The sequence below is a fragment of the Exiguobacterium algae genome, from assembly GCF_018617875.1.
GTDB classification, from domain to species: Bacteria; Bacillota; Bacilli; order Exiguobacteriales; family Exiguobacteriaceae; genus Exiguobacterium; species Exiguobacterium algae.
In genome coordinates, this window is record NZ_JACSKZ010000001.1 from 828,546 (window position 1) to 842,555 (window position 14,010).

Annotated in this window: 18 protein-coding genes, 1 pseudogene and 1 other annotated feature; of the genes and pseudogenes, 8 read left to right on the plus strand and 11 right to left on the minus strand. The window is 50.7% G+C overall.

What is annotated here, in order from left to right; translation table 11 throughout:
• Nucleotides 1–174 precede the first annotated feature (174 nt).
• Both KNP03_RS04160 and KNP03_RS04165 read right to left on the minus strand, forming a co-directional pair.
• Nucleotides 175–1,485, minus strand: a complete 1,311-nt coding sequence (locus KNP03_RS04160; RefSeq protein ID WP_214825675.1) for an Ig-like domain-containing protein — start codon at nucleotides 1,483–1,485, stop codon at nucleotides 175–177.
• A 209-nt stretch (nucleotides 1,486–1,694) separates the two neighbouring features.
• Nucleotides 1,695–2,069 (minus strand): nuclear transport factor 2 family protein, encoded by a 375-nt coding sequence (locus tag KNP03_RS04165; RefSeq protein ID WP_214825677.1) that lies wholly within the window; start codon nucleotides 2,067–2,069, stop codon nucleotides 1,695–1,697.
• Nucleotides 2,070–2,289: 220 nt separating this feature from the next.
• Nucleotides 2,290–2,522: a binding site (T-box leader), on the plus strand.
• A gap of 54 nt (nucleotides 2,523–2,576) precedes the next feature.
• On the opposite strand from KNP03_RS04165, the gene trpE reads away from it, so the two are divergent.
• Together trpE and KNP03_RS04175 are read left to right on the plus strand one after the other, a co-directional pair.
• Complete coding sequence (trpE, locus tag KNP03_RS04170; RefSeq protein ID WP_214825683.1) at nucleotides 2,577–3,908, plus strand: anthranilate synthase component I; 1,332 nt, start codon at nucleotides 2,577–2,579, stop codon at nucleotides 3,906–3,908.
• Nucleotides 3,905–4,479 (plus strand): annotated as a pseudogene (locus KNP03_RS04175) (anthranilate synthase component II). Before trpE ends, KNP03_RS04175 begins: the two are co-directional and overlap by 4 nt.
• Here the strand turns inward: KNP03_RS04175 and KNP03_RS04180 are convergent.
• On the minus strand, nucleotides 4,476–5,051 hold the full coding sequence (locus KNP03_RS04180) for a zinc dependent phospholipase C family protein (RefSeq protein ID WP_214825685.1): 576 nt from the start codon (nucleotides 5,049–5,051) through the stop codon (nucleotides 4,476–4,478). The pseudogene KNP03_RS04175 and the gene KNP03_RS04180 overlap by 4 nt on opposite strands.
• A 149-nt stretch (nucleotides 5,052–5,200) precedes the next feature.
• Between KNP03_RS04180 and KNP03_RS04185 the strand changes: the two genes are divergently transcribed.
• Genes KNP03_RS04185 through KNP03_RS04200 form a run of 4 tightly spaced genes read left to right on the plus strand, consistent with a single transcriptional unit; the run spans nucleotide 5,201 to nucleotide 6,769 of the window.
• Nucleotides 5,201–5,728: a TetR/AcrR family transcriptional regulator gene (locus KNP03_RS04185; protein WP_214825687.1), complete on the plus strand. Its 528-nt coding sequence runs from the start codon at nucleotides 5,201–5,203 to the stop codon at nucleotides 5,726–5,728.
• 1 nt (nucleotide 5,729) lies between these two features.
• A complete protein-coding gene (locus KNP03_RS04190; RefSeq protein WP_214825689.1) occupies nucleotides 5,730–6,038 on the plus strand; it encodes a DMT family transporter in 309 nt (102 codons plus the stop codon).
• A 12-nt stretch (nucleotides 6,039–6,050) separates the two neighbouring features.
• Nucleotides 6,051–6,383, plus strand: a complete 333-nt coding sequence (locus KNP03_RS04195) for a DMT family transporter (RefSeq protein ID WP_214825690.1) — start codon at nucleotides 6,051–6,053, stop codon at nucleotides 6,381–6,383.
• Nucleotides 6,380–6,769: a nuclear transport factor 2 family protein gene (locus tag KNP03_RS04200; protein WP_214825692.1), complete on the plus strand. Its 390-nt coding sequence runs from the start codon at nucleotides 6,380–6,382 to the stop codon at nucleotides 6,767–6,769. The genes KNP03_RS04195 and KNP03_RS04200 overlap by 4 nt, the downstream gene beginning before the upstream one ends.
• 64 nt (nucleotides 6,770–6,833) lie before the next feature.
• Here the strand turns inward: KNP03_RS04200 and KNP03_RS04205 are convergent, their stop codons facing one another.
• The 5 genes from KNP03_RS04205 to KNP03_RS04225 all read right to left on the minus strand — a co-directional run bounded on the left by KNP03_RS04205 (nucleotide 6,834) and on the right by KNP03_RS04225 (nucleotide 10,170).
• Entirely contained in the window at nucleotides 6,834–7,196 is a 363-nt protein-coding gene (locus KNP03_RS04205) for a VOC family protein (RefSeq protein ID WP_214825694.1), read from the minus strand.
• Nucleotides 7,193–7,966 carry an ABC transporter permease gene (locus KNP03_RS04210; protein ID WP_214825696.1) on the minus strand — a complete coding sequence of 258 codons (774 nt, stop codon included), beginning with the start codon at nucleotides 7,964–7,966 and terminating at the stop codon, nucleotides 7,193–7,195. The genes KNP03_RS04205 and KNP03_RS04210 overlap by 4 nt, the downstream gene beginning before the upstream one ends.
• The gene (locus KNP03_RS04215) at nucleotides 7,966–8,667 is read right to left on the minus strand and encodes an ABC transporter ATP-binding protein (protein WP_214825698.1); all 702 of its coding nucleotides are present in this window, start codon (nucleotides 8,665–8,667) and stop codon (nucleotides 7,966–7,968) included. The genes KNP03_RS04210 and KNP03_RS04215 overlap by 1 nt, the downstream gene beginning before the upstream one ends.
• 62 nt (nucleotides 8,668–8,729) lie before the next feature.
• A complete protein-coding gene (locus tag KNP03_RS04220) occupies nucleotides 8,730–9,443 on the minus strand; it encodes a GntR family transcriptional regulator (protein ID WP_214825700.1) in 714 nt (237 codons plus the stop codon).
• A gap of 166 nt (nucleotides 9,444–9,609) precedes the next feature.
• The gene (locus KNP03_RS04225; RefSeq protein ID WP_214825702.1) at nucleotides 9,610–10,170 is read right to left on the minus strand and encodes an AAA family ATPase; all 561 of its coding nucleotides are present in this window, start codon (nucleotides 10,168–10,170) and stop codon (nucleotides 9,610–9,612) included.
• A gap of 136 nt (nucleotides 10,171–10,306) precedes the next feature.
• On the opposite strand from KNP03_RS04225, the gene KNP03_RS04230 reads away from it, so the two are divergent.
• The gene (locus KNP03_RS04230) at nucleotides 10,307–11,449 is read left to right on the plus strand and encodes a hypothetical protein (RefSeq protein WP_214825704.1); all 1,143 of its coding nucleotides are present in this window, start codon (nucleotides 10,307–10,309) and stop codon (nucleotides 11,447–11,449) included.
• A gap of 11 nt (nucleotides 11,450–11,460) precedes the next feature.
• On the opposite strand, the gene KNP03_RS04235 is transcribed toward KNP03_RS04230, so the two are convergent.
• Both KNP03_RS04235 and KNP03_RS04240 read right to left on the minus strand, forming a co-directional pair.
• On the minus strand, nucleotides 11,461–11,625 hold the full coding sequence (locus KNP03_RS04235; protein ID WP_214825706.1) for a hypothetical protein: 165 nt from the start codon (nucleotides 11,623–11,625) through the stop codon (nucleotides 11,461–11,463).
• Between the two features lie 19 nt (nucleotides 11,626–11,644).
• The gene (locus KNP03_RS04240) at nucleotides 11,645–11,869 is read right to left on the minus strand and encodes a DUF3221 domain-containing protein (RefSeq protein WP_214825708.1); all 225 of its coding nucleotides are present in this window, start codon (nucleotides 11,867–11,869) and stop codon (nucleotides 11,645–11,647) included.
• 126 nt (nucleotides 11,870–11,995) lie between these two features.
• On the opposite strand from KNP03_RS04240, the gene KNP03_RS04245 reads away from it, so the two are divergent.
• Complete coding sequence (locus KNP03_RS04245; RefSeq protein ID WP_214825710.1) at nucleotides 11,996–12,871, plus strand: tetratricopeptide repeat protein; 876 nt, start codon at nucleotides 11,996–11,998, stop codon at nucleotides 12,869–12,871.
• A 311-nt stretch (nucleotides 12,872–13,182) separates the two neighbouring features.
• On the opposite strand, the gene KNP03_RS04250 is transcribed toward KNP03_RS04245, so the two are convergent.
• Complete coding sequence (locus KNP03_RS04250) at nucleotides 13,183–13,932, minus strand: SDR family NAD(P)-dependent oxidoreductase (RefSeq protein WP_214825712.1); 750 nt, start codon at nucleotides 13,930–13,932, stop codon at nucleotides 13,183–13,185.
• Nucleotides 13,933–14,010 lie beyond the last annotated feature (78 nt).

Consider the following 14,010-nt stretch of genomic DNA (forward strand, 5'->3'; position numbering starts at 1 on the left):
TCAAATTCATTTTTCCAAATTCATTCAAGCGTCTCCGCAAATTGAACTTACGAATAAGTTCTTCAAAAAATGAATGGTTTCTTCTCTATTTAGTGAATCCTTTTTACACTTCGATTCGTTCCCATTTCAAATTGTCAAAAAAAATAAGACCGGTGTTTCCACCGGTCCTAGTTATTAGTATCCTGCGTATTCAAGAGACTGCATGAACGCGCGCTTTTCTCCACCCGCAAGATTGAACTCGAGGTCGTAGTCACTGCCTTCGATTGTCACGACGATCCGGTTTTCCGGACGGACGTACCGGTCTACGAAACGGATAAGGTCTGCGTTTGGTTTGAACACATAAGATTCTTCCACCGTTCCATCTTCGTACGCCTCATATCCGACTTCATCTGCCGGGATGTCTTGCGTGTACACCGCGCGGCCGACACGAATCGTCATCTTCTCAAATCCGATGACTTCACCATCCTCCGCCATATAGTTGAGAAGGAAGTTCATGTTCGCCTTCGATGGATGACCGAGGAAGACAGGTGCCAACGTCTCAGTATATCGTGTGTCAGCTGAGGCACGGAATGCCTCTTTTGGAAGTGTCAACTTCATGCCGTCAAAGTAGACCCGATGGAAGTCATGGTAAAGCTTATGCTGAACCGTGATCTCTTTTGGCTTGCTGACGTTACCGGCGCCATCCACGATGACGAGTGACATCTTTTGACCCATCTTTTGGTAAGGGATTTCTACAATGAAACCGCCATGTGACATAACCGGTGCCGAGTAAGTCTTGTCCCCGATTGTCACGACTGCTGTCGAGAAAGGTTCTGCTTTCCCGAAGACCCCGTGCATGGCTGCCGTGACAGACTTCGTGAGACGGGCAGGTTTTGGTGCATAACGATCCGTGTATACGCTCCGAAGCGACGTGTCACTCTTTGCGCCTTTTGTCGAAATCGTCTGTGCCTCTAACCAAGATTTTGCAGGTTGCGGTGTGATGACTCGACGGTAAAGGCCATTCGCATCGAATTTCCCTTTATATGTCTTATCACCTACTGTGAGGACAACGTATTGTCCCGGTTCACCGACGACACGTACTTCACGTGATGTCTCGGTCAATGGTTTGATGACCGGTGCTGCCGGACGTGCTGCAGGGTCTTCAGCCACGATTGCACGTGCTGTTTCACTGATGTTGCCGCTTGCATCGACGAGACGAACATCGATGACTTTGCCGACAGATTGTGGGCTCATGTTAAAAATCGCTTCACCATTGTCTTGCACAAGACGGACATACGTTTTCCCATTGATGAGAATTTCCGCCTTCGTACCAATCTCACCTGTAATCGTGAGAGAAGAGGATGTATGTAATGGTGCTGATAGAACCGGGGTGTCAGGTGCAGTGACGTCTTCTGTCGTCTCAGCGTTGACGATTGCTGAAGGGACAATGCCTCCGAGCGCGAGCGTTCCCGCAAGGAAAAGAGCTAAATACTTTGGTTGCTTCATTCTGGATAAGTCCTCCTAAAAATTAATGACAATCGTTTACAATATTATTATATTATCCCCTGATAAAAAAGTGTACAAGAATTTTCTAAATTAGGTACTTTTTTTTGAAAATTCCTTTCCTTTCATTTAATAAAAAACACCCTATAAAAGTTGGGGCTTCATGCCAACTTTCATAGGGTAGTTCACAAATCAACGGATCGTTCTCACGATTATCCTTCGTTGATCATCGTGGCTTGACCACCTTGCCAAAGCCAGATGCCATTTTCTTTCACATAGAGATGCAGCGCCCAGAAGCGTCCCTCATAAGCATTCGTCCCGAGGATGAAGCGCTCTTCAAGGAGCAACTGCACGACAGCAAGATCTCCCTTCACGGTTTCATCGAATGTCACCGTCTCCTGTGTAATCCATTGAATCGTTGCCGGGTCGACAAACTGATCCAAAAATGTTTCTTTATCGAACTGACGTCCGCTCGAATCGACATAACGGAATGAATCGTGCATGATTGCCCGCATCGCCTCGAGATCTCCACCTATTTGATAAGTGGAACGGTCATCAGAAAGTTGTTTCATGTTGAGTGTTTCCATTGGTGTCCCTTCCTTTCATCGTCCATCATAGCATATTTTTTTTTACGACGAACGAGTCGAATTCTGAACGTTCGTTCACTGCTTCATTCCCCTTTTTCGAAATGAACAATCTTTTTCGCTATGTCTCCGTGGTGACAGCGTGCAATTTCGTATGAAACTCGACACGATTGGCAGTTGACATTTCCCTCCTATCTCGATAAAGTTACGTTAACATTTATACGAACTCGCGATGAAAAAGAAGAGTAACGCGAAGGGACGTCTCCAGAAAGCCGGTGGTCGATGCGAACCGGTGTCGTGTCTTGCGTGAATGGGCTTTTGAGCGTTCAGACCGACATGTAGGCTCTGACGGGTCCTCCCGTTATCGGGGACAGCGAATGATGGTTCGCGATGAGTGGGAAGACAAGGCGTCTTTCAACGAAGGTGGCAACACGGGGAAACCTCCTCGTCCTTCATGTCCAATCGGACATGTAGGGCGGGGAGGTTTTTTAGTTTAAGGAGGAGATTTCGATGCAACAACTCATCATCAATGGCGACGAACTGACACCGGTGGCAATTTTCCATCGGCTACAAGGTGAACGAAAGGTGTTGCTTGAGAGCCGGGCAGAAGGTAAGCACGGTCGTTATTCAATCATCGCAGCGAACCCGGTCGAGACGATTCGGATCGACGGGAACGACGTGACAGATTCGACTGGCACCATCTATGCGGACGACCCGCTCCACGCCCTATCTGAACGCATCATGCGTAACGATATCGAGGCACCGTATCCGTTCATCGGGGGTGCCGTCGGCTATATCGGTTACGATCTACTACGGGTGTATGAACCGATTCCGAATACACCGACCGAGACACGTGGTTTACCGGACGCCCTCTTCCAACGATATGAGACCGTCGTCTTATACGATCACCTGGAGGAACAAGTCATCTTGCTCGATATGGGTGAAGCCGACGCGACCGATCGACTCGAGTCCATCCGCGAACAGCTCGAGACGCCGGAGACGCATCAACTCGAACCGGTCGTCCGGACGAGCGAACAGCTTTTGACGACGAAAGATGAATTCATCAACCGTGTCCTTCAGGCGAAAGAGTCAATTCTCGCGGGCGAGGTGTTCCAACTCGTCTTATCACAACGCATCGATGCCACATTCACCGGTGACCCGTTCCACTTTTACCGGACGCTACGTAAACAAAATCCGAGTCCGTATTTGTTCTACATCGACCTCGGAGAAGCCATCGTCCTCGGCGCTTCGCCGGAAAGTCTCGTCCGTGTCGAGAACGGAAAAGTGACGACGAATCCGATTGCGGGGACCCGTCCGCGTGGGAGTACCGTTGAGGAAGACGTGCGTCACGCGGAGTCACTTCTAAAGGACGAGAAGGAACTCGCCGAGCACCGGATGCTTCTCGATCTCGGTCGAAACGATATCGGACGCGTCGCCAAAGTCGGCACGGTCACCATCCCGAAACACATCGAGCTCGAACGGTTTAAAAACGTCATGCATCTCGTCTCCGAAGTCGAAGGTGAACTGCGGGAGGATGTCACGCCGATTGATGCGCTCCGTGCCTGTCTTCCGGCCGGTACCGTCTCGGGTGCTCCGAAGATTCGGGCGATGCAATTGATTGATGAGCTCGAGACCGTGAAACGGGAAGTATACGCCGGGGCGGTCGGCTATCTCGACGTCCGGGGCGGGTTCGACTTCGCTCTCGCCATCCGGACGATGGTCATCCAAGGCGACACGGCCCACGTTCAGGCCGGCGCCGGCATCGTCTATGACTCAGACCCGGTATCGGAATATGAAGAAACGTTGCATAAAGCCAAATCTCTTTTGGAGGTGTTCGCATGATTCTCCTCATCGACAATTACGACTCGTTCACGTATAACGTCTATCAGGACGTCGCCCGCTTCAGTACGTCTGTGTCATCCGGAACGATGAGCATACTATAGAAGAAATCCGTCGCATGAACCCGAACGGTATCATCCTCTCCCCCGGTCCCGGTGGTCCGAAAGACGCCGATGTCTCGCTTGCAGTCGTCCGGGAATTGTCCGGATTCATTCCGATTCTCGGAATCTGTCTTGGTCATCAGGTAATCGCCGAGGCGTTCGGCGGCATCGTCGGTCGGGCGAATGAGGTCATGCATGGGAAAGCTTCACGAATCAATACGGTTCCAGGCGTCCTATTTGAAGGGTTATCGATGGACGTCATGCGCTATCACTCACTCGTCGTAAAAGAGACCGAGCTCATCGTGACCGCGGAGACGACGGATGGCGTCATCATGGCCCTTGAACACCCGACTCATCCGACGTATGGCGTCCAGTTCCATCCGGAGTCGATTGGCACACCGGATGGACAAGAGATGATCAAACGATTCGTCGATGAATGTAAAATAAGACCGAGGAACGTCACCTCGGTCTAACCCCTCACCTCTTCCATTTTCCGCTGAACCATCTGTCTGCAACGCAGTACGCACGTGTCGACATATCCTTCAAACTGATGGGGCAAAAACATTGTCATTTGCCCTTTTTCAGTCTCCTGCGCATCCCGTTCTACTTTCGATACAAGATCATGCATTCCCCCGACTGCTTGTCGTTTCAATCTGTCAAAGTCAAATCCTCCGAGACGATTCGCAAGTTGCGCATTATACGCATCAAAATCTTTATAATACGCTGCCTGCTTTGATGGATTGCTTAAAATAAGCTGTTTGAGCCACCCTTTGTAAAATCCCTGAAGCCAAATCTCATCGGCCACGAGATGACAATACACACCGAGACGATAGGACAGTTCTTCTCCCTCACTGTCAATCCAATATTGTTCGATGTCGAGTCGGCGTGACAAGTCATCATGCCGTCCCGCGTAATAATGCGTCCCTGCTTTTGCATCGACTGCGTCAGGTGCGAGATTGCCGAGTAAAAAATCGATCTCATTCATCCCTTCTAAATGTGAGAGCACCTCATTCGCAATGACGAGGTGCATCAAATGTGATCCCATCTTCATTCCTCCTCTCCTCTTCATTCTCATCCCACTCACCTTCATTCTCATCCCACTCACCGATTCCTTCCCGCTCGACATTCTGTTTCCGATTTGTTAATGTAGACTTTACTAAACGGTCAGTAAAGTTACGTTATCGAGGTGATGTTATGAACAACAAACAACGGTTACTCCATCTCGCTGCTGAGATGATTCGGGAAGATGGGATCAGTCAGCTCTCTTTAGAACGTTTGGCTACACGTGCCGGTATGACAAAGGCAGGGGTCTTATATCACTTTACCAACAAGGCGAACTTGTTGCGTCAGATGAACGCACTCGCCCTCGACACGTTCGAACGGCGAATCGATGAACATCTGACAGACGGTCCGTACCCGTTCACCCGCGCCTATGCGGAAGCGACACTTCGGGACGTCGACCGGGAAGACACCGATTTGATTGCGGTCTTCATTTCGTCGCAGGAAGATCCGGAAAGTGAGGCTTTATGGCAGGACGCCTACCAAACGTGGGACCAGCAGTTCAAAGCGGATGGTCCGGACCAGGATGCGATTTTGAAGCTTCGGTTATTATGTGACGGATTCTGGTTCGCCGTCCTTTATGGATATAGCGCGTCCTTCAAAGACCGCGCGGCAAAGTTGATTCGGGAGGCGTGTGAGGAGTTAATGCAAGGAGGTGCCTGAGATGGGCTTTGTCTATTTGATGGGGGCGATTTTGTCCGAATTATTCGGGTCGAGCATGCTGAAATGGAATACGACCGTCTCGAGCCGCCTTCCGGTCCTTGGCGTCGCTCTCGGTTACGGAACGGCGTTTTATTTACTATCGCTGGCTCTTTTTTCTCTCCCTCTCAGCTTCGCCTACGCGTTTTGGAGCGGGATCGGCACGGCACTCACGGCCGTGATCGGATTCCTCGTGTTCAAAGAACGGATTGATCGGCAGCGTGTCGTCGGCATCGGTTTGGTCATTTTGGGTCTCGTGTTGATGAAAGTGTGAGGAGTGATTGAAATGAAGGCGTATATTCTCTTATTCGTTTCCATCGGATTTGAAGTGCTCGGGACATCGATGTTGAAACTGTCAGACGGATTCACGAATCTTATTCCGAGCGTCGTTCTTCTTGTCAGCTTTGCCCTTTCGTTCACACTAATGGGCATCGTTTTGAAAACAATTCCGCTCAGTATCGCCTACAGTGTCTGGGCAGGACTCGGGACGGTCGCGACCGGATTGATCGGGGTGTTCATCTATGGAGAAGTATTGTCCGTTTTAAACAGCTTAGGCCTTCTGTTCATCGTACTTGGGGTCATCGTCATGAATCAAAACCGAAACGAGGTCACCACATGAATGAATTGTCCGCCCACCTCCAGTCTCTTGAGGAACAACTCTTAACGCCGGAGGTCCGTTCCTCCACGGAAAAACTCCGAACGTTATTAACAGAAGACTTTTTTGAAATCGGTAGCTCCGGTCGCTTGTTGTTTCAGGACTGGGACGCTCAGACGTTTCAGCTTCCTTCGATTGACGCGACGCTCTCTGACTTTTCTATCCATCCATTGTCTGAAGAACATGTCCTCGTGACCTATCGGATCCTCAACCATGAACTGGATCGGGAAACGCTCCGCAGCTCGATTTGGACCAAAGACGAGGGCCGGTGGAAGATGCGGTTTCATCAAGGGACCGTCGTTCCGGATGAGATCCGTACCACAAAACAAAGGAAGACTGAGGATTTTTGATCTCAGTCTTCCTTTGTTTTAATCCGACAGTACAAACAAGTATTTCTTCATCGCTCTACCCGCCTCACAGCGCCTGAATCATCTCGACCCGATTTCCGAACGGATCACGGAATTCGAACCGGTCGAACCCGGGAATCGGAATCCCTTCCATCCGTTCAATCCCTTCCGCTTCTAAAATCGGTCCCCACTCTGACAAGTTCGTCACCGAGTAAGCGATATGCGCTTTTGTCGAAAAACGGTCGACACCATCTTCCGTTCCGACGTGCACCGAGCGGTCACCGACCTCGAGCCAAAACCCGCCGCGTCCTTTCAATGAATCCGGCTTCTCGATTTCTTTTAGGCGGAGGACGTCGCAATAGAAAGCTTTCGCTTGTTCCTCCGCTCCTTTTGGAATCGTTATTTGGACGTGATGTATTCCTGTGATCATGATGCTTTCCCCTTCCGGTACGTCAAACCGACGTACTGCATTTTATCATTGAATAGGCGTGGATACGCCAAATAGCCGACGAGCGTCGCCGAGATCGAGGCCGTCGTCAAAATTAAGAATAGAATCAACAGTTGATACAGGACCGCTTCCATCGGGTCAGCCCCACCGATGATCAGCCCGCTCATCATCCCCGGCAGTTGAACGAGACCCATCGTCTTTTGTGCCTCGACCGTCGGAATCATACTCGTGCGGATGGCATTCTTCAGACTGCGGTCGATGGCAACTTTCGGTGTCCCGCCAAGCGAGAGAATGAGCTCGATGACCTCATCACTCCGCTCGACCTCGTCCTTGAACTTGTTTAAGAAGAGCAACGAGAGAACCATGCTGTTCCCGATGACCATCCCACTGATCGGAATCACCTTTTCCGGCTCGAACGGGATAATCCCAAGTCCGAGCATGAGTCCCATCGTGAGGGTCTCGATGACGACGAGGGACAATAGAATCATCCAAGTGATGCCCGGGATACCATCCCCTTTTTTGATGATGTTTTGCGTCGCCGCCCCGATCATGAGCACAATCATGAGCAACATAAAGATCGGGCTCTCACTTTCAAACACAAACGTCAGGATATAGCCCACAATCAAAAGTTGAACGGTCGAACGCACCGTCGCGATGACGATATCCCGCTCGAGCCCGAGCTTCAAGATCAGCGTCAACGCAATCGGAATCGCGACGAACACGAGCGCCGTGGCAAGCTCCAGAAATGTCATCACGCTTCCCCCCTTACAAACCGTTGGATGGCTGGGTCGTCCGACTCGTCGATGAATGAGGCTTCTCCGAACGCCACCAATTTCCCGTCTTTCAAGAACCACATGTCGTCACTGACACGTCGCGCCTGGTCGAGGTCATGGGTGATCCAAATGACCGTCACCCCATACGATTGCTGGAGTTTCCGGATGAGCCGTTCGATTTCTTTCACCGTCCGGTAGTCCAAACTGGCCGTGATCTCATCGAGCAAGAGCACGTCCGGCTTGTTGACAAGTGTCCGGGCAATGGCGACCCGACTCCGCTCCCCACCTGAAAGTGACTTGACGGGCTGGTCGAGCATCGCCTCACTCAAATCGACACGACGCAATAAGTCTTCGGCCCGGTCCCGTTCAAGCGTCTCATGAAAGATGGCTTTCGGTAAATTCAGGTTGTCATACACCGTCCCTTGGATCATCGGCGCACTTTGAAACGCCATGCCGATTTTCTTACGTAACTCAAGCACATCCATCTCACGAATGTCTTCCCCTTTGAATAAAATCGTGCCTTCATCCGGGGACAGAAGCCCATTGATATGTTTTAAGCAAGTCGTTTTGCCGGCCCCGCTCGGTCCGACGAATGTCGTGATCCGTCCTTCTCGGAAGTAACCGCTCACGTGATGGAGGATGTCCTGGTGGCTTACCTCTTTGAATTCAATAATATGCATATCGTTTCCTCCTACAATGCTTGTACAAAAAAGGACCTGATGCGTGCATCAGGTAGGATGGTTCACATGTAATTCCGTTCGATGACGAATCCCGCTTTATCACCACGGAAATAGGAGCGAGAATATTCAATCGTCCTTCCCATCTCGTCTTCGGTGACCGTCTCGATATGGAAACAGGGTGTCTCGACCGGACAGTTCAACAACTCGCTGAGCCGTTCGTCTGCAAGGACAAACTCGAGCGCTTCCGTCGTCTTGGCGACCCGGACACCGTGACCGGTAGACAGGGTCTGATAGAGTGGGTACGCCGCCTGTTCTTCCGTGATCCCCGGGGCGACGTTCCACGGGATAAAGGATAATTCATATTGCGTCGGTTCCTCGTCCACATGGCGAAGCCGTTCGATTTTTTGAATCGGTGTCTGCATGCTCACTTCAAAAACAGAGGCGAGTTGTCCCGTCGCCGAGATGACAGACAAATCGAGGATCGACACTTGTCCTTCACTCCCTTGAAAAGCCAGTTGGGCTGAGTAATGTGGCGTGGAGGCAGCTGAAGATTGTCCCGTCTCACCGGCAACATACGTACCCCGTCCCTGTTGACGTAAGAGATACCCTTCCGTTGTCAGTTGATTTAGCGCTCCCCGGATTGTCGTTCGGCTGACGCCAAACTCCTCACAAAGTGCATGCTCAGTCGGAAATTTTTCGCCTTCTTTAAAACGTCCGTCCTTGATACGAGACAATAGCTCTTCTTTGATCGCCGTTTGAAGTGTCGATTGAGACATGCCGCCATCCCCTTTTCATTTTCGTACTCTACATGTTTTATTACCATACAAATGTCGATACAAAACATTGAATTTGTATTTTCAATTGTTCTTACCCGATTATTTTGTCACGTTTTCGAGATGACACAAAAAAGTCGCATGCCAAAACATACGACGGGGGACTTCCTTATAGACCAAAATATTGCTCGATTTCTGTGGCGACCGCTTCGGGATCGAGATGGGTATTATCGATTCGTAAGTAGTGTTTGACCTCAAGCTCTCCCGGATAAGAGTTCAATCGATACCTCTCCATCGACTGTTTTAAATCATTTTCCGACCAAACGATGTCCCGTTTCGACGGTTTATGTAACAAGCGATTCTCGGTCGTGTTGCGAACGAGCCGTTCTTCCATATCCGCCTCGAGCTCCACATAATAGATTTCGGCCCCGTGTTCTTCAAACAAAGCCGTCACCTGTTGGATATACTCCCAATCCGCTTTCATGTCGAACGCCCACACAAACGTGAAAATCATTCCCGGTAAATCGCTTTTAGCCACGGCCTCGAACAATTCCTGACGAAACAATTTCACGAGCCGGCGTCCTTCCTCCGTCCCATAGTTGAAAAATTGTCCGACGAGATCGATCGTCATATGGTTATGGAACAAGGTCAATCCGGTCCGCTCGGCCAGTTTCTGTCCGACGGTCATTTTTCCGACTGCCTGTGGACCAATCAAGATTACAAATTTCATGCTGTCTCCCCTACCTACTTTTCTCTCCATCTTAACACGCGATGCCGGGTGTGTTACCCACCCTAAATATTTGTTTACCTCTATCTGTTTGAAGGTATATGCATAACATCGAACTTTTTAGAAAGAAGGTGTCGTTGTGACTTGCCCCCGTTGTGGAACAAAGACCCGCTCCAAACTTGTCTGTCCGGCGTGCGGTCATCGCTCACGTCGCCCTTATTGGTTACTTGCCCTCCCGCTCACAGTCGTTCTGATTGCGTTTGTCGCTGTCGTTGGGAATGCCTATTTCGAGGATATGTTGCGCTCAAGTGACTCGCTCGCAGATAAAGTCACCCTTAATTTCGGGGAGGATACCGCTTCAGCGGATGAAGCGACGACCGTTGATTTCGCGAATCTCCAGCGCAGTCTATACACCGTCAGTTACGGGACCGGATTTTTGATTAGTCCGCGTGACGTGTTGACCGCCGCGTCAAACGTTGCGGGATTGACGAACATCATCATGTACCACGACGGGAAATCCGTGTCGGGTACAGTCGTCGGACGAACTCCGCTGATCGCCGTCATCCGAATCGCAGAAACCGAGGAGACCCCGTTCCTTTTCACCCAAGCCATCGCCTCTGAAAAAGAAACCTTGTTAACCCTTACGATGAAAGAACGCATCACGGGTACCGTCAGCTTTTCTGAAAATGGATACACACGCAACTTCGACCTTCCACGCAACGCCATCGGCAGTCCGCTCGTCTCGGACTCAGGCCGCGTCGTCGCCATCCACTTGCGAGGAATCGCCTTGCCGACAGCCTTATTTGAAAATGATGTCCGAAAATTGTTAGAGGCCGACACCCCATCTCCACCTCCCGTCGAACTCGCACCTGTTGCACCCATCACACCTGATTTGACAGATGAACCTGATAAAAAACCAAATGCACCCGCAACGGACACACCCTCTGCCGAATCTGAAGAACCGGCAGCTGAACCCGAAGAGCCGGCTGAAGAAGACTCGGTTGAACCGGAAACCCCGGTTGAAGACGACACATCAGATGAAGACGTAACCGAGGAAGAACCGACCGAACCGGACGTCACACCCGACGAACCGACCGATCCGGAGGAACCGCCGACCGAACCGGCTGATCCGCCGGAAACAGATGAACCTGTAGAGGACGATCCGCCGACAACCGAGCCCGACGAACCGGCAGACCCAGACAATCCAGAAGATGGATCAGGTGAGGACGCGACGAACGATCCACCGGCCGAAGAAGAAGCAACAAGCACACCATCCGCATGATGGTGTGCTTGTCATTTGTCTCGCGTGAATCGTCGTTGGAGATTTCCGAGCACGGCTCCGAGTGAAAGGAGCAGGATCGATAGCAGCCAAAACGGTATTTTGTCCTGCAACAGCCAGACGACAAGGGCGCTGAAGCCGATGACCACCCCGAGCCATAAGAAGTTTCGTTGTCCCATTTCGTTCACCTCGACTTCATCATAACACATCGATTCGGTGCGCCGTCGCCTGTGGTGGCAGGGAACGCGTCAACTGTTCATCATGCTTGACCCGGACCTGTTGGCCGACGACGAGCGGCTCCCGATGTGTGAATTGTTCATCCATGCGAAACACGATACCGTCGAACCGGTCTGTATCCGGTCGGGGTGCGACGCGTATAAATTCCTCTGTCACCTCGACGATATATCCGGTGAAGCTTGCCATTTTCGATTCTCCTTTCCTGATAATCCGATTAGTTAACTTTTCCCCTTTTTCTCGAAACCATTCTATCTTCCCTCTTCCCCAACCAGTATAATGAAGCCACACCACTACTCGTGAGGAGAATACAGAATGAAGCACACCATCGATTTACATACGCCGGAACTCCAGCGCACTTTTTGGGAAATGATCCTCCTCGAAGAACTGGTGGACGAGTATAACGCCGAAACGATTGATCGGCTCGCAACTAACGGCGAGACGGCATTTCCGGACGATCCGTTTTTCAAAGTCGTCCGTGCCTATCCACTCATCCGTGAAGGAGAGCTCGACCAGGCGAAACGCCTCGTCGATGAGGCAAGTTTGCTCGGTGACCACCCACTGATTCACTTAATGAATGGTCACATCAGTGAGGAATCTGGATTCACATTTGAAGCAGAACAGCATTTCCTTCGGGCTGTCGAGCGTTATCCCGATGTGCCGATGCCAAGACGTGCCCTCGCCATCCATTACTTCAATCGGAAGTTTTACGGAGAGTCGGGGCTTCACTTATTGCATTATGTCCGCCTCGCCGGATTCGCGGATGATACCGTGAGCATGCTCTTAGAATTTTTCCAAGTATTTGACGACGTACCACTCGAGATGAATGAGGAGTTGACCCGAGTCGCGCTCAATTATTTGTTCGCCCATCCGCATGACCCTCGTGCCCACTCCCTCTATGCCCAGCTGTGCAGTAGCCGGGTCAGTGCCTTAACCGGTCAACTGAACGAAGGGGAGCCGTTGACTGATGAAATGATCGGGCTCTTGCTTGAAGTAGAAGACCACGGCATGTGGAGTGCGACCTATGATCACAGTTCAGACAAGGTGTTTCGAACGATGTTTAAAGAGTATGTCGACAATGTCATTTTGCCGAACACTTCACGCTACTATGTCACACACCTGCAAATCCGCTACTGGATTCGTCGCCTGACATATCGTTTCACCGGAGGGTATTCGATTCACTCGAATTAAACAAAAAACTCGTCCGAAGATTAGTTCCCGTCGTGGGATCGTCTCTTCTACTACGTTTGATTCGCCCCCCATGTCTTCTTCTCACACCATTATATATGGAGGGGCGACAAAGAAGTGACCAAAACGTGGAGGCGAGACTCCTGAGGGAACAGCAAGCAAAGGGAGACCCAGCAGCGTCGCAGTCGCGATGCGGCTCCCTGCTTGCCCCTAGGAAAGCGAGCCACGCCCGTTTTGGGCACAAAAAAAGACCATAGACTTATACATTGTCTACAGTCTGAAATCTCGTCCATCTCCGGACGAGATTTTTTTATTTATCCCGCATACGGTTTGATTGGTCCCCGTAAGTTGAACGAATAGTCCTCATGATTGACGATCCCGACGATTTGATCGCTTTCAAGTAGCTGGTATAAAAACTCAGCCATCTCGCGTGCGGTATGATACTTGGGCACGTTCTGACTGTAGTCAAATCCTTCCTGGTCACGGGAACGATCCGCAAACTCGGTCTCCGTCGCAGCCGGTGCGAGCACCTTCGCCCGAAGCTTGGCGTCGTTATGAATCAATTCTTGAGCGAGTCCTTCCGTATAGGCGCTGACGTAAAACTTCGTCGCACAGTAGGTGACGGCATTCGGGACGATGCGATATCCACCAGCTGAAGACACGTTCAACAACTGCGCCCCTTCGACGTCATGGTAATCGCGGACATAAAGGCTCGAAAGGACCGTGAGCGCTTCGATGTTCAGGCGGAGCATCTTCTCAATTTTTCCTAAGTCTACGTCCTGGACGAGGTCAAAGTCTCCGAATCCTGCATTGTTGATCCACGTTTCGATATCGAGGTTTGTCAAAGATTCATATAGCGCATACACGTTCTCGCTATAGGATAAGTCGATTGACTCGATCAACACATCACTGTCCGGTGAAATCGATTTAATTTCATCACGCAACGACTCGAGCTCTTTCGTGCGTCTCGCGACGAGGACCAGTGATTTGCCTTTTTCAGCGAGTAGCTTCGCCGTTTCATAGCCGATTCCGGAACTTGCTCCTGTAATGACGGTATATTTCATCAGATCCGCTCCTTTATGTTTTTTACCCTTCTTCATTTCCCTTCTTTTTGAGAGACTAATCGCACCGACCGGTTCAAA